The organism is Pseudomonas sp. AA-38 (assembly GCF_029457475.1).
Classification (GTDB): domain Bacteria; phylum Pseudomonadota; class Gammaproteobacteria; order Pseudomonadales; family Pseudomonadaceae; genus Aquipseudomonas.
Genome location: NZ_CP120359.1, coordinates 3419170 through 3439937, shown reverse-complemented (window position 1 = coordinate 3439937; position 20768 = coordinate 3419170). Strand labels below are relative to the sequence as shown.

Here is a 20768-nt window from a genome sequence, read left to right as displayed (position 1 = left end):
ATGAACTCAATCAAGTCTCTAGCCTTGCTCGGCTTGTTGCTGACGCCACTGGCCCAGGCCGATGAGCTGCCTGCGGCGATCAAGGCTGTCGAAGGCCGTGGGGCCAAGGTAGTGGGTAGCTTCGACGCGCCTGGTGGACTCAAGGGCTATGCCGCGCGCTACAACGGCCAGGGGCTGGCGCTGTACCTGACGGCCGATGGTGAGCATGTACTGATCGGTACCTTGCTCGATGCCACGGGTGAGGACCTGACCAAGGAGCCACTGGAGCGTCTGGTCTACCAGCCGCTGGGTCAGGAGATGTGGCAGCAGTTGCAAGACAGCACCTGGATCGCTGACGGCAACGACAAGGCACCACGCGTCGTTTACATGTTCTCCGACCCCAACTGCCCTTACTGCAACATGTTCTGGCGTCAGGCGCGGCCTTGGGTCGAGGCCGGGCGTGTGCAGGTACGCCACGTCATGGTCGGCATGCTGCGCCCGGACAGCCCCGGCAAGGCGGCGGCGCTGCTCGCTGCCAGTGATCAGCGCAAGGCGCTCGGCGAGCATGAATCGGCCGGACGCGAAAGCACGCTCAAACCGCTGGGCAAGATCCCCGAAGAGATCACGGAGCAACTGAACGCCAACATGGAGCTGATGGACGAAATGGGTGCCTCCGCGACGCCGGCCATCTACTACCTCGATGATGCGGGCCGTCTGCAGCAGCAGAACGGTGCGCCACGTCCGGACATGCTGGAAACCATCATGGGCTCTGCCAAGCCCTGAGTGTCGGCGTGCAGCCTGGGTTGTGCGCCTAGAAAAGCCTGATAACAACAATTGTTGAGAATGCCCATGAGAGTCTCTCGTTTAAACCTGTTGGGATTATTTATCGCATTGAGTGGCGGCGCGTTCGCCTCCGAGCCACTGCCGATTGCGCAGCATGGTGGTGTCAGTCAGGTGATGTTGACCTGTACGGGCTGTCACGGCGAGGCTTTGATGGGCGTTGCGGCTGCCGGATTTCCGCGGCTGGCCGGGCTGTCTGCTGATTACTTAAGCAAGCAGCTTTATGATTTCAAGGCCGGCAAGCGTTTTAACCCATACATGCAGCAGTTCGCGGCCGGGCTGAGTGATCAGGATATTCAGTCTGTTACAAGGTTCTTCGCCGCTTTACCAACGACACAATACGCAAGACCCAGCCGTGCCTCAGCGGCCGAAGATCTTGGTGCGCGTCTGGCTTTACGTGGCGCCTGGGAACGCAATATCCCCGAGTGCGTGTCCTGTCACGGGCCAGGCGGCGTAGGTGTTGGCAATACCTTCCCGCCGCTGGCCGGGCAGCCGGCGCTGTATCTGGTAAACCAGTTGCGCGACTGGCAGAAGGGCGTGCGTCGCAATGATCCAAACGATCTGATGGGGCATATCGCCAAGGCCCTCAACGAAGAAGAAATCCAAGCCGTGTCCGACTACTTTGCCGGCCTGCCTGTCGGAGGTGCCCGATGAAACACCTGATCCCGTTCGCGCTTTGCCTGGCCAACGCTGCCACCGCCCATGCCGCGACCATCGCCATGGAGGACCAGAGTCAGCTATCCGCAGCGCCGGCCAAGGCCGAACACAGCGAGTGGTTTCAGCCTCCGCATGAGAAAGACCTGCCCAACGATGGATTCGGCCAGCTGGTACGTGAGGGACGAGCGATCTTCGTCGATACCCGCAACCAGGCGAGCGAGTATGTCGGCAACGGCATGAACTGCACCAACTGCCATCTGGATCAGGGGCGCAAGGCCAACTCGGCGCCGTTGTGGGGTGCCTACACCATGTATCCGGCTTATCGAAAGAAGAACGATAAGGTCAACAGCTTCGCCGAGCGTATCCAGGGCTGCTTCCAGTTCAGCATGAACGGCACCGCGCCAGCGGTGGACAGCCACATCATCAACGCCATCACTGCCTATTCGTACTGGCTGGCGACCGGTGCCCCGGTGGGCAAGGCGCTACCGGGGCGGCTGTATCCAGTGGTGCAGGAACCGGCGGGTGGCTATGACCTGGCCCGTGGCGAGCAGGTCTATCAGCAGCAATGCGCGGTTTGTCATGGCGATAACGGTGAGGGGCAGAAAGCCGGCAAGGACTATGTCCTGCCGCCGCTATGGGGCAAGGACTCCTACAACTGGGGGGCGGGCATGCACCGTATCAACACCGCCGCCGGCTTCATCCGTCACAACATGCCGCTGGGCAAGGGCGGTACGCTCAGCGATGCCGATGCCTGGCATGTGGCGGCCTACATGAACAGCCACGAGCGCCCGCAGGACCCTCGGCTGATCGACGGCTCCATCGAGAAAACCCGAGACAAGTACCACGCTGATGATGGTGTGAACCTGTACGGCAAGGTCGTCAACGGCGTGATGCTCGGGCAAGGGGTGGACTGAATCTATATCGGTTACCGTCATTCCGGCCTTCTCGACAGATCAGAACCTACGACCTGCTATATCTGTTTCAAGAGATGGTGATCACCGGACCGTGGGGTTAGCAGCCAAGGAGGATGAACAGGCTGAACACGCTGCGCACGCCTGACCGGGCGCAGCAAAAAGGGGGCTCAGCCCCCTTGGTTCATAGCATCCCAAGCTCAGTGAAAGATACGGTGCGTTGGCCTGCCACGATGATGTGGTCTAGCGAGCGGACATCGATCAGCGCCAAGGCTTCCTTCAAGCGTTGTGTTAGCACCTTGTCAGCCTGGCTTGGCTCTGGATTTCCGCTTGGATGGTTGTGCGCGAAGATCACTGCAGCTGCATTCAAGCGCAGCGCTTCCTTGACTACCTCACGTGGGTACACAGACGCACTGTCGATGGTGCCGCGGAACATCTCGACGTACTGGATCAGGCGATGCTTGGCATCCAGAAACAGCGCTGCGAAAACCTCGTGCTCAAAGCCACCCAGCTTCGCGATCAGGTACTCCTTGACCAGCTCCGAAGACGTGAAGGCTGCGCCTCGCTGAACCTTCTGGTCGATCACCTTGCGAGCAGCGTCCAGGATCTGTTCTGCAGTGGCAGGCAGATAGCGACCTTGCTCGTCGTGAATCATCAGAGAAGCGTCAAAGGCGAGAGAAAGCTGCGACATGATCATGCTCCAGTTGCTCGGGCGGAATTGCCCGGAACCGGCCCAGCACGGCGCAGCGCAGCAGTCATGGGGCGATAGCCGGCCCCCGCAAATGCGCGAAGCGCATGCAGCCCTTGACGGCGAGAACGCCGTGATAGGGTGAGAGGAAACAGCAAGACCGCCATTCCACCGATCTCACAGGCGCCTCCAGCAAGCGCAGCGCGCAGGCTCTATCGATACGGTCTAAAACGCCCAGAGGCGTTGTTGGCGAGTAGTAGAACGGCAGACGTGGCCTGCACCAATAACGAGAAAGGAACGAGGCTGGTCGCCACTTATAGTCAGTGCACCATCAACACCATTGGCAGACGGCCGCTACCGAAATATTCTCCGGTCTCTGGGCTAACGAAGTGCAAACAGTCAGTACGCTGCCCCTGCACTCCGTTAGTTCAGAACCTTCCTTCCTGGTCTGTTTTAACAGGCCACTTCTTGGCATTTGCCATGGCTCAGGTCAGCCCTGACAGCTCGCTCCTGCAAGCGTCAGGGTCTTTCTGTGGCCAAAACAATCACCCGCCGTATAGATCTCGGCCTGCTCGCCGCAGCGAAGATGCGAGCACATACGCTGGTGGATACGGCTCAGGAAACCCACTTCAAAAGCTCTCCTTTCAATAGCGCAGGGCAGCAGATCGCGTTCGGCGATCATCACTGCCCAGAGCCATCCACTGCGGGCGTTATCGAGCCAGGTCTGTGCCAGCTTCACGCCCTGATCGAATGCCTCTCTGCAATCGGCAGCCCAGGTGATCTCCATACCAAGATGGCCGTCGTTAGGTGGGAGGCAGGTCATCACACCCTTGCTCATCTGGCACCTCCTCGAGCATCAGAGAGGGCGCGGCGATAGAGCACGACCATTTCATCGAGCAGAGCCAGCGCTGAATAAGCCGCGATACGCACACGCAGATCTGCAGGCTGCAAACCGTCAGGTTCGGCCAGTTGATCGAGCAGATTGCCGAGCATCACGCCACGCAGTTCAGCGGCAGCTTCAGAGGGTAGGGGAGAGCGTTCGGATTCATGCAGCGGGCTTCGCTGCAGCGGAAAAGGTACAACGCAGGATTCGAACTCAGCCATGGCGCACCTCCTGCTTAGAGGTGGACAGCAAGACCTGACGCCCAAGGCGGAGCTCTCGGGTAAAAAAGGGGTAGCGCATTTTCCTTATGCTCCTTGGTTCGATTAAGGAGCCACTACCAACCGTTGTCACGCGGATTGGTGGTGGACCGCACGGGGGTGACAACCGGGAACCAAGGGAACCGGCCAGGCAAAAGCCTGCCCCGCACGGCCTGCCATAGAAAGCGATAGCAAATACTGGGGCATTTGCCGCTTCGCTATGACGCAACCGCGCCCTCGATTGATCGGGTTCTGACGCCCGGCCGTGGGACTTACCACGACCGGCGCACTCTAGCCCGAGGGTTTCAGGATGGCAACCTACTGTGGCGTAGTTTCGGATTTCAGCGAGAGTACGTTGAGCAGTGGCACGCCCCGTGGGCATGGCTGTGTACCCTGACATGAGGTATGTGCAGAATGTTTACAGGATAAAGGCTCAGAAAGCCAAGGACGCTGCGTCAGCGCAGCGAGAGGAGGCTCACTCTCGGCCCGCCATAGAATGCAGTAGCAGGGTACAAGGTACCTGCTACACAGCTATGAACGCTGCCGCGCCCTCAGACAAAGCGGGTTTCGACTCCCGGCCGTGGGATTTACCACGACGGGCGCACTCTAGCCCGAGGGTTTCAGGATGGCAACCTACTGTGGCGTAGTTAGTGAGGTGTCGAGCCCGTCAATCTAGAGGCTTATGGGGTAGGAGGGCAGAGATCTCACTCCAGCTATGGTTATTGGCTTACAGCCCTACCTTCGGAATCAGCGAACCCACCAGCTACTCTGATAATCAGCCTCTGGAGGAGTACACCATGTCTGCCAAGGACGAGCAGTTGATACAGTTGCTAGGCCTCATGGCTCGCAGCATGACCCACATGACCGCATCCATAACCGCTATGGCCTTCGAACAGCTGCGAAGCCAGGATGCAGCGTTGCAGAATTCAGCCAAGCGCATGATCGAGCGCATGCAGGCTATCAATGAAGAGCTGGATCAGCAGTGGGAGCTGGTCGGCCAACTAACCGGCCAGCGGGATCAAGAAGCGCTAGTGGAGGAGCTGGATATCTCTTCTGTTCGAGTGCATCGGGAAGCGGAGGTCTCTTGAGCGTAGTGGTGCTCTAGACGTTTATCCCGCTTGCTCAAAGGTTTCCAATAACAATTAGCTCGACGCGTGCCGCCCCGAATTGAGGACAGGCTCTAGTTCAAGGCAAGTACGCTGTTGTTCATGATGTAGCCGCATTCGCCTGGACTCGTCGGTGCCGCTTAAGTGTCATAGAGGAAGGATGCCAAGCAGGCATGTAGGTCGAAGCTTCCTAGACCTCGTGCGGAAAATAGCTGCCCCTCCGATGGCGCATACAGCTAAGGGTGAAGATTGACGCTTGGCCAGTCGATATTTTAGCCCGGCCGTATCGAGGGTCTGCCTAAAAAGCAGCATCACGACCGTTCCGCAATTTTCTGCAGCCCCCCGAAATCTGGGGGCTGCAGTGAGCCTGGTGCCGGTCGATTGCGGAACAGGTAGCGAGGCAAGTTATTGTTTTAAAAGGTATTATTCTGAGACTTCCCTGCTTGAAAGGTTGGCAGATGGCCGCTAACGAAATGCTCTCCGAACATTGGGCTAACGAAGTGCGAATCGGCAGGGTGTCGACCCCCCTGTGCAACACCATTAGCCCAGCACCCTCCTTCCTGGCCTGTTTTAACAGTCAACTGAAACAGAGGTGCTCAGCAGGTCGTCGAGAGTTCTGTAGCCACTTTTCTTAGCATGAAGGTCTCGCGCTGGATGGATTGGCCCATCGAGGATTCCTGGCGTCGCATGACTGCCTCGTTATGCGCAATGGCTTCATGCAGATCGACCCAGATGGGACGCATACCATTGGCGACCTCGTGGCTTTCCATTCTGACCGGCCGCAGCTGAGGTGCTATCTCGCACACATAGAAGTGCGAGGTCATGTGCATCAGATCGTATTGCGGCTTCCAGTAAGGTCGGTACTCTTCGATGTAGCCGAAGTTCTGGAGTACTTGTATATCGCGGGCGCCAGTCTCTTCCTCGAGCTCGCGTGTGAGGCCGGCGATGATGTCCTCGCCGGCATCGAGGCCGCCACCGGGGAAGCTGAAGTCGTTGTAGCGTTCGGTGAACAACAGCAGGATTTGTTCTTCTCGCAGCACGATGCCGCGAGCGGCGTGTCGACGAAATACTCTGCCCTGCGTGGATGTGAGTTCGGGATGGATCAGTTCGGTAATTAGTTGCATGGGGTCGTCAGATCAAACTGGTTCAGGCGCCGAGAGACTCAGGAACCGGTAATTTCAGGGGAGGATAGTGAGGGCCTAATCGTCGTGATTGGCGTTATTCGCGCACTCAATGCACAGAGGCGTCGCCGGGTCGAAATTTAGCCTGCCGAGCGCTATGGGTTCGTCACACTGGGTGCAGTAGCCATAATCGCCTTCGGCAATACGGCGTAGTGCGGCCTCTATGCGTAACCGCTCCCGTCTGCCGCGTGCTCGGTTGGCATCCAGCATGGCTTGCTGCTGGAGAGCGTCCATGCGTGAGAGTCGACCTACCTTGCTCTGATCCAGCTCGATGGAGTCTCGCGATTGCGCTGCGGAATCAAGGCTATCCAGTTCCGCCAGGCGCGCCTGTAACGAGCTGTGGAAGTGTGCCAGGTCGATCTCATCGCTCATGGCTGCAACCCCTCAATGCAGGAGCAGTATAGGCGTGCGTGAGGTGCTGAGCATCTTGGTGGTGGTACTGCCGACCAGGAATTCGCGAATGCGAGAACGGCTATACGCACCCATCACGACCATGTCGAGGGCGTGCTCGTTCTGATAGGCATGCAGGGTCGGTTCCACCTCGCCCGCGCGAATAGCAATCTGAGCATCGAAGCCTGCAGCCTTGAGTTTCTCTTTCGCAGACTTCAGTTGCTCCCAGGCGTCGTTGGTATCTGCGCCGACCTGCACGAGATGAATGGGCAAGCCCTTGAACAATGGGCTTGCTGTAATCAGTTGAACAGCTTTATCCATGGTCGGACGACCGTCATAGGCGAGCATCACGCTTTCAGGCTGTTTGAAGGCGGTGGGGGTCACCAGCACCGGACGGCTGAGTGTACGCAATACACTTTCCAGGTGACTGCCGACCTGCGCGCCGGCACTGGCGTGATCGCCTTGCTTACCGATGATTGCGAGGCGAATTTCTTCTTGTAGCTCCACCAGGGTTTCAGCCAGGTCGCCATGACGTTGCTTGATCAGCGGACTATCGATGCCGTCTTCCAGGGCTCGTTGTTTCGCAGCCTCCAGCATGATGCGCCCCTCTTCAAGGGCGAGCTTGCTGCGCCGAGCATCCAGCTCGGCGAGTTCCTCCAACAATATCTCGCGGCTGCCGAGGCCTATGTTGCCGCTGAGGTTGCTGTTGGTTGGGTAGCTGTTCTCATCGAGAACATGCAGGAATGCCAGGGGCGAATCGAGTCGCAGGCTGGCCCAGGCCGCGTAGTCACATACTGCGGTCGCAGAGGGAGAGCCGTCGATGCAAGCCATCACATAGGTCATAAGGTTTTCCTTGTATTGGTGCATTGCGTCATGGGGGCGCGCGGTCAGAAGCCGCAGCGAATTGGCAGCCCCATGCCGCAAACCTACCAGAGCTATCGGTTAATGGCATCCCGCAATCTCGGTGCTACATCACAGGGCGCGAGTAGCTTCCAGGGACACCCTCTGTGCTCATCACTCACTGCCAAAGTTGGATGTCGCGCGTGAAAGGCTCCAGCGCACGGCAGCAGGTTATAACGCTACATGCGATAGAAACGCTTGCCGAATTCGTCAGAGAACCAAGCCAGGCTAGTTCGAAATTCTCTTACTAGGCCGTGAGCGTACGGCCATAAGTCCGCGTCGAAGTGATACAGATCCTCGACTACGGTTGTCCGCGGCATCACCGGTCTGGCCTGCTGACGGCAAACCGCATCGGGCTGCACCCAGCCAAAGCCGATAGAGGCGCCCGTTGTGGCGAGCCCCTCTTTGGTTCGACCCGTCAGTTTGAGTTTGAGGATCAGTGCAGCATCAGCAGGGGCAGTTTGGCCCGGCGTAGCATGTTGGTGGTGGTGCTGCCCACCAGGAACTGGCGGATCCGCGAGTGACCGTAAGCTCCCATGACCAGGAGGCTGATGAGTTGGTCCTGGCAATAGCTTTCCAGGGCATCCTCGACCTCACCCTGGCAGGTTTTCGAGTATGTGGTGTAGCCGGCCTGCTGCAACTGGCTGGTTGCCCAGTCGAGTTGTGCCTGCTGTTCGGCCGACGGCTCGCCGACCATCAGCAGGTGGCAGTCCAGGCTCTTGAGCAGCGGGCTTTGCACTAGGCGCTCAACCACGCGACGGCCATTGGCACTGCCATCAAAAGCGATCAGAAAGCGCTGTGGCATTGCGAAGTCGGTCGGTACTACGAGGACGGGGCGGTGTAGCGTGCGAATGACGTTCTCGACGTGACCACCGATGTGCTCGAAAAGACTTCCACTTTGCTCGCCCTGGCGACCGATGACCAGCAGTCGGATGTCGTCTTCCATTTCTTTCAGGCTGTCGACCAGGTTGCCATGTCGTTGCAGCGCTTTGGGATGCATGATCCCGAGTCGGTCGAGGCGATGCTTGGCTGCGTCCAGCAGATGCTGGCCGTGCTCGCGCGCCAGGCGGCCACGTTTCTCGTCAAGTTCCGCCAGCTCTTGCAGCAGATGCTCGCGGCTACCCAGGCCAATGCTGCCGGTGAAGTCGGTAGGGACTTGCGGCGTTTCTTCCAGGATATGAACCAGGGTCAGGGGGGCGGCGAGGCGCACACTGGCCCAGGCGGAGTAGTCGCACACGGCGGCTGAAGACGGCGATCCGTCAATACAGGAAATGACAGCTGTCATGAGAGTTCCTCGTTGCCTCCATTTGGAATGGAGAGCGTGAGTTGTAGGGGCCGCTCCTTATGGGAGCGGCTATCTGGACTTAATGAAGGCCTAGTGGGCCATCAGCTTGTCCACGGCGTCTGGTTTGTCATGTACGCCAAAGCGGTCGACGATGGTGGCGCTTGCCTCGTTCAGACCGAGCACTTCGACCTCAGTACCTTCGCGGCGGAACTTGACGACTACCTTGTCCAGCGCTGCCACTGCAGTGATGTCCCAGAAATGCGCATGCGTAAGGTCGATGGTGACCTTTTCCAAGGCTTCCTTGAAATCAAATGCGGCGATGAACTTGTCCGCCGAACTGAAGAAGATCTGGCCGGTAACTTTGTAGATTCGACTCATGCCGTCGTCTTCAGCGGTGGAGCCTACATGCATGTAATGACCGACCTTGTTGGCGAAGAACATGGCCGCCAGCAGTACGCCGGCCAGCACGCCATAGGCCAGGTTGTGCGTGGCCACGACGACGATGACGGTGACCACCATGACGATATTGGTCGACAGCGGATGTTTTTTCAGGTTGCGCAGCGAATCCCAGCTGAAGGTACCGATCGATACCATGATCATCACGGCGACCAGGGCAGCCATTGGGATCTGGGTCAGCCATTCGGCCAGGAACACCACCATCAGCAGCAGCAATACACCCGCCGAGAGCGTTGAAAGTCTGGTACGGCCACCGGACTTAATGTTGATGATGGATTGACCGATCATGGCGCAACCGGCCATGCCGCCCAACAAACCGGAGGCGATATTGGCTACGCCCTGTCCTTTGCACTCGCGGTTCTTGTCGCTGTTGGTATCGGTCAGGTCATCGACAATAGTCGCGGTCATCATCGATTCCAGAAGGCCGACCACCGCTAGGCCAGCGGAGTAGGGGAAGATGATGGCCAGGGTCTCGAAGGTCAAAGGTACGTCCGGCCAAAGGAAGATAGGCAGAGTGTCCGGCAGTTGGCCCATGTCGCCCACATTACGAATATCCATGCCGAAATACATGGCGATGGCCGTCAGCACTACGATGCAAACTAGCGGCGAGGGAACGACTTTGCCTACCCACGGTACATAGGGGAACAGGTAAATAATGCCTAGACCTGCGGCGGTCATGGCGTATACATGCCAGGTGACGTTGGTCAGCTCGGGCAACTGGGCCATGAAAATCAGGATGGCTAGTGCATTGACGAAGCCGGTAACCACTGACCGCGAAACGAATCGCATGAGTGAGCCCAATCTGAGGTAGCCGGCGATGATCTGCAGTACGCCGCAGAGCAGAGTGGCCGCGAGTAGATATTCGAGGCCGTGGTTCTTCACCAGTGTGATCATCAGCAGTGCCATGGCGCCGGTAGCAGCCGAGATCATGCCGGGCCGACCGCCAATAAATGCAATGACCACGCATATGCAGAACGAGGCGTACAGACCCACTTTGGGGTCGACGCCGGCAATGATGGAGAAGGCGATAGCTTCGGGAATGAGGGCCAGAGCGACGACGATGCCTGCGAGCAAGTCGCCGCGTATGTTTGAGAACCAGTCTTGCTTGAGTTTCTGAAGCATGTATATGTCCGTAGGTTGAAGGTTATGACGGGGTGCCTAGCAATAGAGGCGCCAAGTCGGGTTAAACGAGAAAGATCACTGACAGTAGGCCTACTCCGCCCATAGCCAAGGTATAGGGCAATGCCATGACCGCCATGCGTCTGTAGTGCAGTCGTGCTGGCGATGCGTTGGCAGATGTCAACAGGAGGAGGAGGGCTGCTGGGCCATTGGCGGTAGCTACGCTGGGCAGGTAGGTGCCGGTGTTGATGGCCAGGCGCTCGAAGTCCCGGTCGATGGTGCCGACACCCAGCACCTGCTTGATTTCGCTGATATAGACGGTGGCAACGAACACGTTGTCGCTGATCGTCAACAGTACGCCGTTGATCAGGGTGAAAATGAACTCGACAGTCAGCTGTTTGTGCCAAGTTGGCGCATGATCAAGGGCATTGTGCGCAAAGGCAGCGGTTGTTGTTGGGGGCATGGAAGCCTCTTCTAGTCGTTGCGAATGAAATCGGCGCAACACCACAACCCAGAAAATGCAGGCGAACGAATACGATCAGGCCGAAATTCAGCAGGGCTAGCGATAAGTGATAAGAAGAACCGTCGTGCATGGTCGACGGTGCACACCTGTGGCCTGTAGCGGAGCGGCAACAGGCAAGGGCGCTAAAAAGCGGAAGGGTAACTTATGGCGGCGTAACAGCCGGGAGGGAACAGAAATTCATCATCGCTACGGGATACTTTTAGGCATCGGGTCGTTGGGCGGGGCGACATCTTAGCAGCAACTGCTAGGTTGTGGGTGTTTTTTTGACCAAATGTTGCGTGGTTGTCCAATTATGAACCTCCAGGCTTGGCCTGGAGCCCATGTCATATGGGGCTTCAGTTGAGTAGAGTCGGGGTGGGCACGATCTTCCGCTAGTTGAACATTTGCGTTCGCGGTTGCATCCGCGAACTCACTGCGCCATGATCCCGGGCTGCCGTTGCATGTCAATTGGCCTATTCCCAGTCTATTTGCAGTCGAGTCAGACCCTTGTAAAAACCAGCCAAACACTCCCTCTTGCCACGCCTTGTCTCTGAGGCTGGTGTCTGGTCGTTTCCTGCTATCCGCAGGAGGCTTTATGTGTTTATGCAACATATGGTTTTTCAATGCGCTCTCAGAAATTCGGTTCTCTGCCTTCTCGCTTGGCTGTTGTCTCCCTCTTCGCTGTCTTTGCTTCCGCCTGGTGGCTGAATCCTGATCGTCACGTGCTCGGTTTTGCCATGGCGGAACGTTCCGGTGAACTGATTGGTAGCGTCCAGGCTCCCTTCTACAGCAGCCGTTTTGCCTCTTCGGATCTTGACGAGTTCGTTCATGCATCCTCAGTAGCATCTCTGCCTGACGGCGGGCTGATGGCAGTCTGGTTTGCCGGCTCCCGAGAGGGCGCCGCAGATGTTCAGGTTCGCGGCTCGCGTTACGACGCCCAAGAAGCCGAGTGGGGAGAGGAGATAGTTCTCGCTACGCGGGAATCTACCGAGAGTGCGACCCAGAAACACATACGCAAACTGGGCAACCCTGTTATCGCGCTGGCTCCCGATAACCGGCTGTGGCTATTTTACGTTTCGGTGTCCATTGGTGGCTGGGCTGGCAGCGCGATCAACGCCATGTACTCGGATGACCTTGGTGAAAACTGGTCTGCGCCCAAGCAGTTGATTACGACTCCTTTCTTGAACATCAGCACGCTCGTGCGCAACGCGCCGGTGTTCCATCGCGACGGCACCATCGGCCTGCCGGTCTATCACGAATTTCTCGGCAAGTTTGCCGAGTATCTGTACATCAGTCCGGCTGGTGATGTTGTCGATAAGACCCGTATCAGCAGGGGTAAGCATTCCCTGCAACCCACGATAGTACCGATGGACGAGTACAACGCCGTTGCGATGTTGCGCTACGCGGGTGACATCCATCACAAGGTACTTGCCAGTCGAACCGAGGACGCGGGGCAAACATGGAGCGAGCCTTATCCAATCAATCCCGCCAACCCAAACTCCTCGCTTGCAGCAGTGGCCACGCCTGATCATGGATTGCTGGTTGCCCTGAACGATCTGGAAGATGGACGTTTTCGCCTCCGGCTGATGGGTACCGATTCCGGTCTCGATTTGTGGAAGCCGGTGATCGATCTCGACGAGTCTCCTGATCCGTACGGCAACCCATTCAGTCCCGAGGTTTATCGAGAAATTATCGGCGACAAGTTCCTCCGTTCCAGCGGACCGCGCAGAGAGAGCCTTGTCGATGAGTTTCTGGCAAATCTGGACCAGCGGGTGTGCAAGGATCACGGCTGCGACTTCGAATATGAATACCCGTACTTCATCAAGAGCGGCGATGGGCTCTATCACCTGGTCTACTCCTGGAACAACACCTTCATCAAACACATCAGCTTCAATGACGCCTGGCTTGAGGAGCAGCTCTAATGCCTGAACTTTGGCAAGCGCATTTGACTTTTGCGCTACTCGCATTCGCCGTTATTCCGACGCTTGGCTCCAGCCCGGCCATGCAGTTTGTCCGCCTGCTCGTGCTGCTGGGGATCAGTTTCATTCCCGTGGAAGGACTTTCGCTGGCGGCTTATATGCGCAGCTTCACGGATGACGTGGCCATCACCTCGTTGGTGGCACTGACGTTCGTTGCGGCGGTAAGAATGGGGCTAGTGAAGCAGCTGGATCGCACTATCCGCTTGCAGGTGTTGGTCCTGATTGCGGCTTTGGCGCTATTCCTCTATCCCGCCACGATGGGACTTTCCTACTTTGACCCCTATCGGCTGGGCTATAACCCGCGGCCTCTGATCCTGATCATTGGTCTGCTGGCTTTAGGGCTGTTGATGCTGAGGAACTGGTTGGGGGCCTGCATGCTGGGTTTTGCTACCTTGGCATTCAGCCTGGGCCTTAAGCCCTCTCCGAATTATTGGGACTATCTGCTCGATCCCTTTATTGCTCTGTACTGCTGGGGAGCCTTGCTTGGCTACGCGATCAAGTTGGTCGTGCGCCGGTCGAACGCACCGAGAGAGTTGAAACTGCCGATACGCCCTTGATGGCGGGGCGCCGCACTATTTTGACGATTCTATAAATTGAGGTTTGGCATGATGGGTTGGCTTCACTCGCGGCGCTTGCACTACTGGTTTGGTGCGGTAGCGATCCTGTTCTTGGTGCTCGCGGCCTTGCGCGGACTGTTCTTCGTGGGGTTCTCGGGGTTTGAGGCCAGCGCGCTTGGTGAGGTCGAGGCAGTACCGGAAACCCTGGGGATAGGGCTGCGATTCGACCTTCGCTTGGCCATCTTGCTGATGCTGCCAGTCGCTTTGCTGGCATGGTTGCCGGTGTGGAATCTCACCAGCTCGCGCGTCCTGCGCTGGCTGGCGCGGCTGTATCTGGCGCTGGCGCTCGGCGCGGTGCTGTTGGTCTATATCATCGACTTTGGCCATTACGCCTACCTGGGTGTGCGTATCAATGCCACCGTTCTGCGCTTTCTTGAAGACGCGCAAATCTCCACCGACATGGTCTGGCAAACCTATCCTGTGGTGTGGATCAGCCTTGGCTGGGCGGCGGCAACCGCCCTGGTTTGGTGGCTGCTGCTGCGCCTGGAGCGGGTTACCCTGGCGCGCCCGGCAAAGCCGATCAGCCGTCTCTCGCTGACTTGGGGCAGCGCGCTGATGGTTGTCGTGGTCTTTCTCGGCATTCTCGGTCGCGTCGACAACATCAATCTGGAAAACCCGGTGCCGTTGCGCTGGAGTGACGCATTCTTTTCGGGGGACAACCAGATCTCGGCGCTCGGCCTGAACCCGGTGATCTTCCTCTACGACACCCTGAAGGTCCCCAGTCAGCCCTATGATCGGGAACAGGTTGCTGAGCATTACGATGTTGTCAGTCGCTATCTGGGGGTGGACCAGCCGGATGCGCAGAGCTTGAATTTCAGCCGTGAACAGGCATCGCAATCCTATGCAATTGCCGGGAGTCAGCCGCCTAATGTTGTGTTCGTCATGCTCGAATCCCTCGGTACCAGCGCCGTGGGTGCCTATGGCAATCCACTGAACCCAACCCCAAATATCGACCGACTGGCCAAGCAGAGTTGGTTCTTCGAAAACTTCTATGTGCCGGTCACCGGTACCGCAAAAACCGTTTGGGCCAGCATTTCCGGTGTGCCCGACGTTTCACGTCAAGAAACGGCTACACGTAACCCGCTGATCACCCGCCAGCACAGCCTGGTCAATGCGCTGCAGGGCTACGACAAGTACTACATGATTGGCGGCAACTCCGGCTGGGCCAATATGAACGCGCTGATTCGTCAAAGCATCGACGATGTCCAGCTGTTCGAAGAGCGCCATTGGACTTCGCCCATGGTCGATGTCTGGGGTATTTCGGATCTCGATTTGTTCAAGGAAAGCGACCGAATCCTGCGCCAGCAGGCCGAAGGAAAGCCATTCTTTGCCTATATCCAGACCGCAGGCAATCATCGTCCCTTCACTATCCCGAAGGAAAATGACGGTTTCGAAGTACTCGATCTGCCTCTGGAAACCGTGCAGAACGCCGGCTCGCGCAGCCTGGCTCAATACAACGCTGCACGCTTGCTGGACTTCAATATCGGTCGTTTGATGGAGATCGCTCAGGAGGGCGGTTGGTACGACAACACCATTTTCGTCATGTTTGGCGACCACAACACTCGTATCAGCCAGATTCCCCATATGCCACCAGCATTCGAGAAGCTGGGGCTGGAGAGCAATCACGTGCCTCTGCTGATCCATGCCCCCAAGCTACTGGAACCGCGGGTGATCGAGGAGGCTGTGGGCTTGGTCGATCTGCTGCCCAGCGTGCTGGGCATGGCCGGTATGGAGTTTCGCAACGGCGCGCTGGGCCGCGATATCCAGCAGCCCGCCCCGGAAGGGGAGCGCGTGGTCCCGCTAGTGCTGCGAGAAGGCACTTTCCCGTTGATCGGTGGGGTCACGAAAGACTTCTTGCTACAGATGCAGCATGACGGCAGCCAGCCAACCTTGCACGATCTGGCCTCGCAGACACCGCTGGATAACGTCGCTGACCAGCATCCTGAGGAGTTTCGTCGCCTGGCCGAGCTTACTCGGGGGCTACACGAAACCTCGCGCCTGATGCTCTATCAGAACGTCAGAAAAGACTGATCAGGAGGAGGGGCGCGCATTCGAAGGATGCCGCCTCTTCAGGCACGATCCGTGTCGTGCTTAACGGGTGTTTCGAGATTTTTCAGATCAAGATGATCGCCCAGGTCGTCGCCACTACCGCCAGTGCCAGCATCTGCGCAGCGCTACCCATGTCCTTGGCTTGTTTCGAAAGGGGATGCAGGTCTGTCGAAATCCGGTCAATTGCTGCTTCAATTGCGGAGTTCAGCAACTCCACGATAAGGGTGATCATCGGCACGATCACCAGCAAGACGCGCTCGATACGGCTCACGTCCATGGCGAATGCCAGGGGGACCAGCACTGCGTTGAGCAATAGCAGCTGCCGGAAGGCGGCCTCGCCGATAAAGGCAGCGCGTAGCCCAGCGATTGAATACCCGGCCGCTCGCGAGACGCGCGCAAGTCCTCGTTGTCCTTTGAAGGATGTGGCATCGAGTTCGTTACTGCTACTCATGTGCTAGTCCTGTAGATGAAGTCATAAAATACCGCATGTGCCGTATGAGGTCGCTGGGTGCTACGGGTGAGCCTGCACTGCCACTTGAGCCAGCGTGCAGACCTTCCAAGGTCACCGGCAAGTGTTATTGCGGATTCCACGGTCATCTGGCCACCCATTCCATGAACATCTGACCACCGATTCCACGCTGATCCGGCCACCCATTCCACGCGCATCCGGCCACTGATTCCACGGCCATCCGGCCACTCAACCGGGCAGGCAGCTACGCAGGATTTCTTCACTACCATCGACCTCTTTTTCGAAGCAGAGAGGTCGTCGTGGAGCGTTTATCCATGCGTAAGATTCGCGAAGTACTACGTCTCAAGTTCGAGGTCGGACTATCAGCTCGCCAGATTGCGGTCAGCGTGCAGGTCGGTCGTGTCACCGTCGGCGACTACCTCAATCGTTTTGCCGCCAGTGGTCTCAGTTGGCCCTGTTCGTTGTCCGATGCCGAGTTGGAGCAGCAACTGTTCCCGCCGGCCCCGGCGGTTGCCAGCGAGAAGCGGCCTTTACCCGATTGGGCATGGGTGCATGCCGAACTGCGCCGCCCCGGGGTGACCCTGGCGCTGCTCTGGCAGGAGTACCGCCTGAGCCAGCCGCAGGGCTTTCAGTACAGCTGGTTCTGTGAGCATTACCGAGCCTGGCAGGGCAAGTTGGACGTGGTGATGCGTCAGGAGCACCGCGTCGGCGAGAAGCTGTTCGTCGACTATGCCGGCCAGACGGTGCCGGTTATCGATCGCCACAGCGGCGAGATCCGCCAGGCGCAGGTGTTCATCGCAGTGCTCGGCGCGTCCAGCTACACCTTCGCCGAAGCCACCTGGTCGCAGCAGCTGCCGGACTGGCTAGGCTCCCATGCCCGCTGCTTTGCCTTCCTCGGCGGCGTGCCGGAGATCGTGGTGCCGGACAACCTGCGCAGCGCGGTAAGCAAGGCCCATCGTTACGAGCCGGACATCAACCCCAGCTACCGCGACCTGGCCGAGCACTACGGAGTGGCGGTGGTGCCGGCGCGGGCACGCAAACCGCGCGACAAGGCCAAGGCCGAAGTCGGCGTGCAGGTGGTCGAGCGTTGGATCCTCGCGGCCCTGCGCAACCGTCAGTTCTTCTCCTTGGACGAACTCAACAGCGCCATCTCCGTGTTGCTGGAGCGGCTCAACCAACGCCCGTTCAAGAAGCTGCCGGGCTCGCGCCAGACGGCCTTCGACAGCCTGGATCGTCCGGCGCTGCGCCCCTGCCGGTGCAACCCTACGTCTACGCCGAGTGGAAGAAGGCGCGGGTGCACATCGACTACCACGTCGAGGTCGATGGGCATTACTACTCGGTGCCGTATCAACTGGTGAAGAAGCAGCTGGAGGTGCGCCTGACGGCGCGCACCGTCGAGTGTTTCCACGCCAACCAGCGAGTGGCCAGCCACCTGCGCTCAATGCACAAGGGCAGGCACAGCACGCAGGCCGAGCACATGCCCAAGAGCCATCGCGAGCATGCCGAGTGGACGCCGCAGCGGCTGATCCGCTGGGCCGAGCAGACCGGGCCGAACACCGCCGGCGTGATCCGGCACATCCTCGAACGGCGCATCCATCCGCAGCAGGGCTACCGGGCCTGCCTGGGCATCCTGCGCCTGGGCAAGACTCATGGCGAAGTGCGCTTGGAGCTGGCCTGCCGACGCGCCCTCAGCCTCGGCGCGTGCAGCTACAAGAGCCTCGAATCGATCCTGTGCCAGGGCCTGGAAAGCCTGCCGCTGGCTCAAGCCAACCTGCCGCTGCTGCCGGACGACCACGCCAACCTGCGCGGCCCCGGCTACTACCACTGAACCCAAGGAAACTCACCATGCTGCCCCATCCGACCCTGGACAAGCTGCAAACCCTGCGCCTGCACGGCATGCTCAAGGCGCTGAACGAACAACTGAAAACCCCGGACATCGACAGCCTGAGCTTCGAGGAACGCCTCGGCCTGCTGGTCGACCGCGAGCTGACTGAACGCGACGATAAGCGCCTGAGCAGCCGCCTGCGCCAGGCCCGGCTCAAGCACAACGCCTGCCTCGAAGACATCGACTACCGCAGCCCGCGCGGGCTGGATAAGGCGCTGATCCTGCAACTGAGCGGCGGCCAGTGGCTACGCGACGGCCTCAACCTGATCATCGGCGGCCCCACCGGCGTGGGCAAAACCTGGCTGGCCTGCGCCCTGGCCCACCAGGCCTGCCGGGACGGCTACAGCGTGCGCTACCTGCGTCTGCCGCGCCTACTGGAAGAGTTGGGCTTGGCCCATGGCGACGGGCGCTTCGCCAAGCTGATGAGCAGCTACGCCAAGACCGACCTGCTGATCCTCGACGACTGGGGCCTGGCGCCGTTCACCGCCGAACAGCGCCGCGACATGCTGGAGCTACTGGACGACCGCTACGGCCAGCGCTCGACCCTCGTGACCAGCCAAATGCCCGTGGACAACTGGCACGAACTGATCGGCGATCCAACCCTGGCCGATGCCATCCTCGACCGCCTGGTGCACAACGCTTATCGGATCAATCTGAAGGGTGAATCAATGCGCAAACGGACGCAGAAATTGACGACGCCAGCCAACCCAGACTAACAATGCCACCCCTGCGTCGCTGCGCTCCGACTGCCCGGCCGGATGGCCGTGGAACAGGTGGCCAGATGGCCCTGGAATGCCTGGCCAGATGAGAGCGGACTGGGTGGCCGGATGGCGTGGAATCCGCAGTGATGACGCGTTTGATGGCTTGCCCGCCGACTTGCGGTGCTGCAGCGGCCATTCTCTGCTCTGAGGCATTTGCCAGAAAGCACGGTTTGAGCACCGAGATTCAAATTCGTGCGCAAGCGATGACGACTGACTACAGCGCAGCCTTTGCTGCCAAGGATATGCGCGAGTTGGTTGGTGCCAGCATGGCAAAGTCCGCTGCCTATCAAGTCTATGAAAAGGCAGGTGTCGGAACCGAAGACATTCAGGTCATCGAGCTGCACGACTGCTTCGCCCATAACGAACTCATCACCTACGAGGCACTCGGTCTTTGCGCAGAAGGCGAAGCGGAGAGGTTCGTCGAGGACGGCGATAACACCTACGGAGGGCAATACGTCACCAACCCTTCGGGAGGTCTTCTCTCCAAGGGGCATCCACTCGGCGCCACCGGACTGGCGCAGTGCTTTGAACTGGTAGAGCAGCTTCGCGGTGTGGCAGGCGCCCGTCAGGTGGAGGGCGCTCGCTTTGCTCTTCAGCACAATCTCGGATTGGGCGGAGCGTGCGTTGTGAGCCTCTTCGAGCGGGTCGGCGCAAGTGTGGCGTGATCGATCGAAATTGGATCGGCCAGACCTATGTGCGATCACAGCCCCATTCATGTTGATAGCGACTTTGCCCGTGCGGCTGGCCTGCCTGACGTCATCGGGCACGGAACGCTCAGCATGGCCTGGCTCGGCATGTTGCTCACGCAGTGGGTTCCTCTGTCTTGGATTCAGAAACCGGATGTCCGCTTCAGTGGCATCTGCGGGCTTGCAACCGTGGCGACTTGCTCTGGGGGAGCCCGCGTCGATGCCTACGGCGTGCATCTAGCGCCGAAAGCGGTGGATCAGCGCAGCGAAGAAAAACTCGTTGGTGAGGCACTGATTGCCAAGCCTCAATCACTCGAAAAAGGTGAAGCATGAGCAACGCACTGCAAGGAAAAGTGGCACTTATTACCGGCTCTGGCCGTGGCATTGGCCGGGCTGTCGCCCTGAAGTTCGCCTCTCAAGGGGCTCGGGTGGTCATCAACGATCTGGATGCCGAAGTCGCAGACAGCGTTGTTCAGGAGATCATCGCGCTGGGTGGTGAAGCCGTCAGTTGCAACGGCAGTGTCACTGCCGAAGGGTTTGCCGAGCGCTTTATCAAGACAGCGGTCGACTGCTTTGGTGGCCTCGACATCATCGTTAACAACGCGGGTTACACCTGGGACAACGTCATTCAGAAGATGAGTGACGAGCAGTGGCACGACATCATCGATTGCCACCTGACTGCGCCGTTCAAGATCCTTCGTGCTGCCCAGCCCGTGATCCGTGAATCGGTCAAATCGGAGTCTGCTCGAGGCGAGCGGGTACTCCGGCGCGTCATCAACATCTCCTCCCTGGCTGGTGTGTTTGGGAACGCTGGCCAAATCAATTACTCCGCAGGCAAGGCCGGCATCATCGGCATGACCCAGGCGCTGGCCAAGGAGTGGGGACGACTCAACACGACCGTCAACTGTGTCGCCTTCGGTTTGATTCAGACGCGTCTCACCGTGAAGGCCTCCGATAACCAGACCATGAATATCGATGGCCGGGAAATCAAAGTGGGTATCAGCGACGAGATTGCGGCTGCTTCCAAGCACATCATTCCCCTGGGCCGCTTCGGCACCACTGAAGAGGCTGCGGGGGCCGTCTACCTGTTCGCCATCCCGGAAGCCGACTATGTGAGCGGCCAGACCCTTGTCTGCGCTGGCGGTATCACTGGCGTTTAACCTCCCGA

General features: G+C 58.8%; 19 protein-coding genes and 3 pseudogenes. 12 read left to right on the top strand and 10 right to left on the bottom strand.

Features of this window, described 5'->3' with window-relative positions; all coding sequences use genetic code 11:
- From dsbG to PVE35_RS15790, 3 genes are all read left to right on the top strand, one after another.
- Complete coding sequence (gene dsbG / locus PVE35_RS15800) at positions 1 to 762, top strand: thiol:disulfide interchange protein DsbG (RefSeq protein WP_277372360.1); 762 nt, start codon at positions 1 to 3, stop codon at positions 760 to 762.
- A gap of 66 nt (positions 763 to 828) precedes the next feature.
- A complete protein-coding gene (locus tag PVE35_RS15795; RefSeq protein ID WP_277372359.1) occupies positions 829 to 1473 on the top strand; it encodes a c-type cytochrome in 645 nt (214 codons plus the stop codon).
- On the top strand, positions 1470 to 2390 hold the full coding sequence (locus PVE35_RS15790; protein ID WP_277372358.1) for a c-type cytochrome: 921 nt from the start codon (positions 1470 to 1472) through the stop codon (positions 2388 to 2390). The genes PVE35_RS15795 and PVE35_RS15790 overlap by 4 nt, the downstream gene beginning before the upstream one ends.
- Before the next feature lie 181 nt (positions 2391 to 2571).
- Here PVE35_RS15790 and radC read toward each other — a convergent pair whose 3' ends face one another.
- The 3 genes from radC to PVE35_RS15775 form a co-directional block, all read right to left on the bottom strand.
- Positions 2572 to 3078, bottom strand: coding sequence for a DNA repair protein RadC (gene radC, locus PVE35_RS15785; protein ID WP_277372357.1), 507 nt, complete (start codon positions 3076 to 3078; stop codon positions 2572 to 2574).
- 487 nt (positions 3079 to 3565) lie between these two features.
- The gene (locus PVE35_RS15780; protein ID WP_277372356.1) at positions 3566 to 3913 is read right to left on the bottom strand and encodes a LasR-specific antiactivator QslA; all 348 of its coding nucleotides are present in this window, start codon (positions 3911 to 3913) and stop codon (positions 3566 to 3568) included.
- Entirely contained in the window at positions 3910 to 4179 is a 270-nt protein-coding gene (locus tag PVE35_RS15775; protein WP_017676542.1) for a hypothetical protein, read from the bottom strand. The genes PVE35_RS15780 and PVE35_RS15775 overlap by 4 nt, the downstream gene beginning before the upstream one ends.
- Before the next feature lie 833 nt (positions 4180 to 5012).
- Between PVE35_RS15775 and PVE35_RS15770 the strand changes: the two genes are divergently transcribed.
- Positions 5013 to 5303: a hypothetical protein gene (locus PVE35_RS15770; protein ID WP_074915843.1), complete on the top strand. Its 291-nt coding sequence runs from the start codon at positions 5013 to 5015 to the stop codon at positions 5301 to 5303.
- 614 nt (positions 5304 to 5917) lie between these two features.
- Here the strand turns inward: PVE35_RS15770 and PVE35_RS15765 are convergent.
- The 6 genes and pseudogenes from PVE35_RS15765 to nhaB all read right to left on the bottom strand — a co-directional run.
- Positions 5918 to 6445 carry an NUDIX domain-containing protein gene (locus PVE35_RS15765; protein WP_074915841.1) on the bottom strand — a complete coding sequence of 176 codons (528 nt, stop codon included), beginning with the start codon at positions 6443 to 6445 and terminating at the stop codon, positions 5918 to 5920.
- 75 nt (positions 6446 to 6520) lie between these two features.
- Positions 6521 to 6874 carry a TraR/DksA family transcriptional regulator gene (locus PVE35_RS15760; RefSeq protein ID WP_074915839.1) on the bottom strand — a complete coding sequence of 118 codons (354 nt, stop codon included), beginning with the start codon at positions 6872 to 6874 and terminating at the stop codon, positions 6521 to 6523.
- A gap of 12 nt (positions 6875 to 6886) precedes the next feature.
- On the bottom strand, positions 6887 to 7735 hold the full coding sequence (locus PVE35_RS15755; RefSeq protein WP_074915835.1) for a universal stress protein: 849 nt from the start codon (positions 7733 to 7735) through the stop codon (positions 6887 to 6889).
- Positions 7736 to 8228: 493 nt separating this feature from the next.
- Positions 8229 to 9077, bottom strand: a complete 849-nt coding sequence (locus tag PVE35_RS15750) for a universal stress protein (RefSeq protein WP_112212138.1) — start codon at positions 9075 to 9077, stop codon at positions 8229 to 8231.
- 90 nt (positions 9078 to 9167) lie between these two features.
- Positions 9168 to 10655, bottom strand: coding sequence for a SulP family inorganic anion transporter (locus PVE35_RS15745; protein ID WP_074915831.1), 1488 nt, complete (start codon positions 10653 to 10655; stop codon positions 9168 to 9170).
- Between the two features lie 61 nt (positions 10656 to 10716).
- Positions 10717 to 11016 (bottom strand): annotated as a pseudogene (gene nhaB / locus PVE35_RS15740) (sodium/proton antiporter); the annotation flags it as partial.
- A gap of 761 nt (positions 11017 to 11777) precedes the next feature.
- Between nhaB and PVE35_RS15735 the strand changes: the two are divergent.
- From PVE35_RS15735 to PVE35_RS15725, 3 genes are read left to right on the top strand one after another with little or no spacing between them, the layout of a single operon-like run.
- Positions 11778 to 13076 carry a sialidase family protein gene (locus PVE35_RS15735; RefSeq protein ID WP_083431601.1) on the top strand — a complete coding sequence of 433 codons (1299 nt, stop codon included), beginning with the start codon at positions 11778 to 11780 and terminating at the stop codon, positions 13074 to 13076.
- Positions 13076 to 13690 carry a hypothetical protein gene (locus PVE35_RS15730; protein ID WP_074915827.1) on the top strand — a complete coding sequence of 205 codons (615 nt, stop codon included), beginning with the start codon at positions 13076 to 13078 and terminating at the stop codon, positions 13688 to 13690. The genes PVE35_RS15735 and PVE35_RS15730 overlap by 1 nt, the downstream gene beginning before the upstream one ends.
- 51 nt (positions 13691 to 13741) lie before the next feature.
- Positions 13742 to 15781, top strand: a complete 2040-nt coding sequence (locus PVE35_RS15725; protein ID WP_074916250.1) for an alkaline phosphatase family protein — start codon at positions 13742 to 13744, stop codon at positions 15779 to 15781.
- Between the two features lie 82 nt (positions 15782 to 15863).
- On the opposite strand, the gene PVE35_RS15720 is transcribed toward PVE35_RS15725, so the two are convergent.
- Positions 15864 to 16250 (bottom strand): diacylglycerol kinase, encoded by a 387-nt coding sequence (locus tag PVE35_RS15720; RefSeq protein WP_074915825.1) that lies wholly within the window; start codon positions 16248 to 16250, stop codon positions 15864 to 15866.
- A gap of 332 nt (positions 16251 to 16582) precedes the next feature.
- Between PVE35_RS15720 and istA the strand changes: the two are divergent.
- From istA to PVE35_RS15695, 5 genes and pseudogenes are all read left to right on the top strand, one after another.
- A pseudogene (istA, locus tag PVE35_RS15715) lies at positions 16583 to 18096 on the top strand (IS21-like element IS1491 family transposase).
- A gap of 17 nt (positions 18097 to 18113) precedes the next feature.
- A complete protein-coding gene (gene istB / locus PVE35_RS15710; protein WP_230927319.1) occupies positions 18114 to 18869 on the top strand; it encodes an IS21-like element ISPpu7 family helper ATPase IstB in 756 nt (251 codons plus the stop codon).
- 128 nt (positions 18870 to 18997) lie between these two features.
- Positions 18998 to 19579: pseudogene (locus tag PVE35_RS15705) on the top strand (lipid-transfer protein); the annotation flags it as partial.
- Positions 19580 to 19606: 27 nt separating this feature from the next.
- A complete protein-coding gene (locus PVE35_RS15700) occupies positions 19607 to 19933 on the top strand; it encodes a MaoC/PaaZ C-terminal domain-containing protein (RefSeq protein WP_277372355.1) in 327 nt (108 codons plus the stop codon).
- A complete protein-coding gene (locus tag PVE35_RS15695) occupies positions 19930 to 20760 on the top strand; it encodes an SDR family NAD(P)-dependent oxidoreductase (RefSeq protein WP_268182641.1) in 831 nt (276 codons plus the stop codon). The genes PVE35_RS15700 and PVE35_RS15695 overlap by 4 nt, the downstream gene beginning before the upstream one ends.
- Positions 20761 to 20768: the final 8 nt, after the last annotated feature.

Coding starts and splice junctions, on each gene's coding strand:
- dsbG (WP_277372360.1), top strand. CDS start 1: ATGAACTCAATCAAGTCTCTAGCCTTGCTCGGCTTGTTGCTGACGCCA.
- PVE35_RS15795 (WP_277372359.1), top strand. CDS start 829: ATGAGAGTCTCTCGTTTAAACCTGTTGGGATTATTTATCGCATTGAGT.
- PVE35_RS15790 (WP_277372358.1), top strand. CDS start 1,470: ATGAAACACCTGATCCCGTTCGCGCTTTGCCTGGCCAACGCTGCCACC.
- radC (WP_277372357.1), bottom strand. CDS start 3,078: ATGTCGCAGCTTTCTCTCGCCTTTGACGCTTCTCTGATGATTCACGAC.
- PVE35_RS15780 (WP_277372356.1), bottom strand. CDS start 3,913: ATGAGCAAGGGTGTGATGACCTGCCTCCCACCTAACGACGGCCATCTT.
- PVE35_RS15775 (WP_017676542.1), bottom strand. CDS start 4,179: ATGGCTGAGTTCGAATCCTGCGTTGTACCTTTTCCGCTGCAGCGAAGC.
- PVE35_RS15770 (WP_074915843.1), top strand. CDS start 5,013: ATGTCTGCCAAGGACGAGCAGTTGATACAGTTGCTAGGCCTCATGGCT.
- PVE35_RS15765 (WP_074915841.1), bottom strand. CDS start 6,445: ATGCAACTAATTACCGAACTGATCCATCCCGAACTCACATCCACGCAG.
- PVE35_RS15760 (WP_074915839.1), bottom strand. CDS start 6,874: ATGAGCGATGAGATCGACCTGGCACACTTCCACAGCTCGTTACAGGCG.
- PVE35_RS15755 (WP_074915835.1), bottom strand. CDS start 7,735: ATGACCTATGTGATGGCTTGCATCGACGGCTCTCCCTCTGCGACCGCA.
- PVE35_RS15750 (WP_112212138.1), bottom strand. CDS start 9,077: ATGACAGCTGTCATTTCCTGTATTGACGGATCGCCGTCTTCAGCCGCC.
- PVE35_RS15745 (WP_074915831.1), bottom strand. CDS start 10,655: ATGCTTCAGAAACTCAAGCAAGACTGGTTCTCAAACATACGCGGCGAC.
- PVE35_RS15735 (WP_083431601.1), top strand. CDS start 11,778: ATGCGCTCTCAGAAATTCGGTTCTCTGCCTTCTCGCTTGGCTGTTGTC.
- PVE35_RS15730 (WP_074915827.1), top strand. CDS start 13,076: ATGCCTGAACTTTGGCAAGCGCATTTGACTTTTGCGCTACTCGCATTC.
- PVE35_RS15725 (WP_074916250.1), top strand. CDS start 13,742: ATGGGTTGGCTTCACTCGCGGCGCTTGCACTACTGGTTTGGTGCGGTA.
- PVE35_RS15720 (WP_074915825.1), bottom strand. CDS start 16,250: ATGAGTAGCAGTAACGAACTCGATGCCACATCCTTCAAAGGACAACGA.
- istB (WP_230927319.1), top strand. CDS start 18,114: ATGCTGCCCCATCCGACCCTGGACAAGCTGCAAACCCTGCGCCTGCAC.
- PVE35_RS15700 (WP_277372355.1), top strand. CDS start 19,607: ATGTGCGATCACAGCCCCATTCATGTTGATAGCGACTTTGCCCGTGCG.
- PVE35_RS15695 (WP_268182641.1), top strand. CDS start 19,930: ATGAGCAACGCACTGCAAGGAAAAGTGGCACTTATTACCGGCTCTGGC.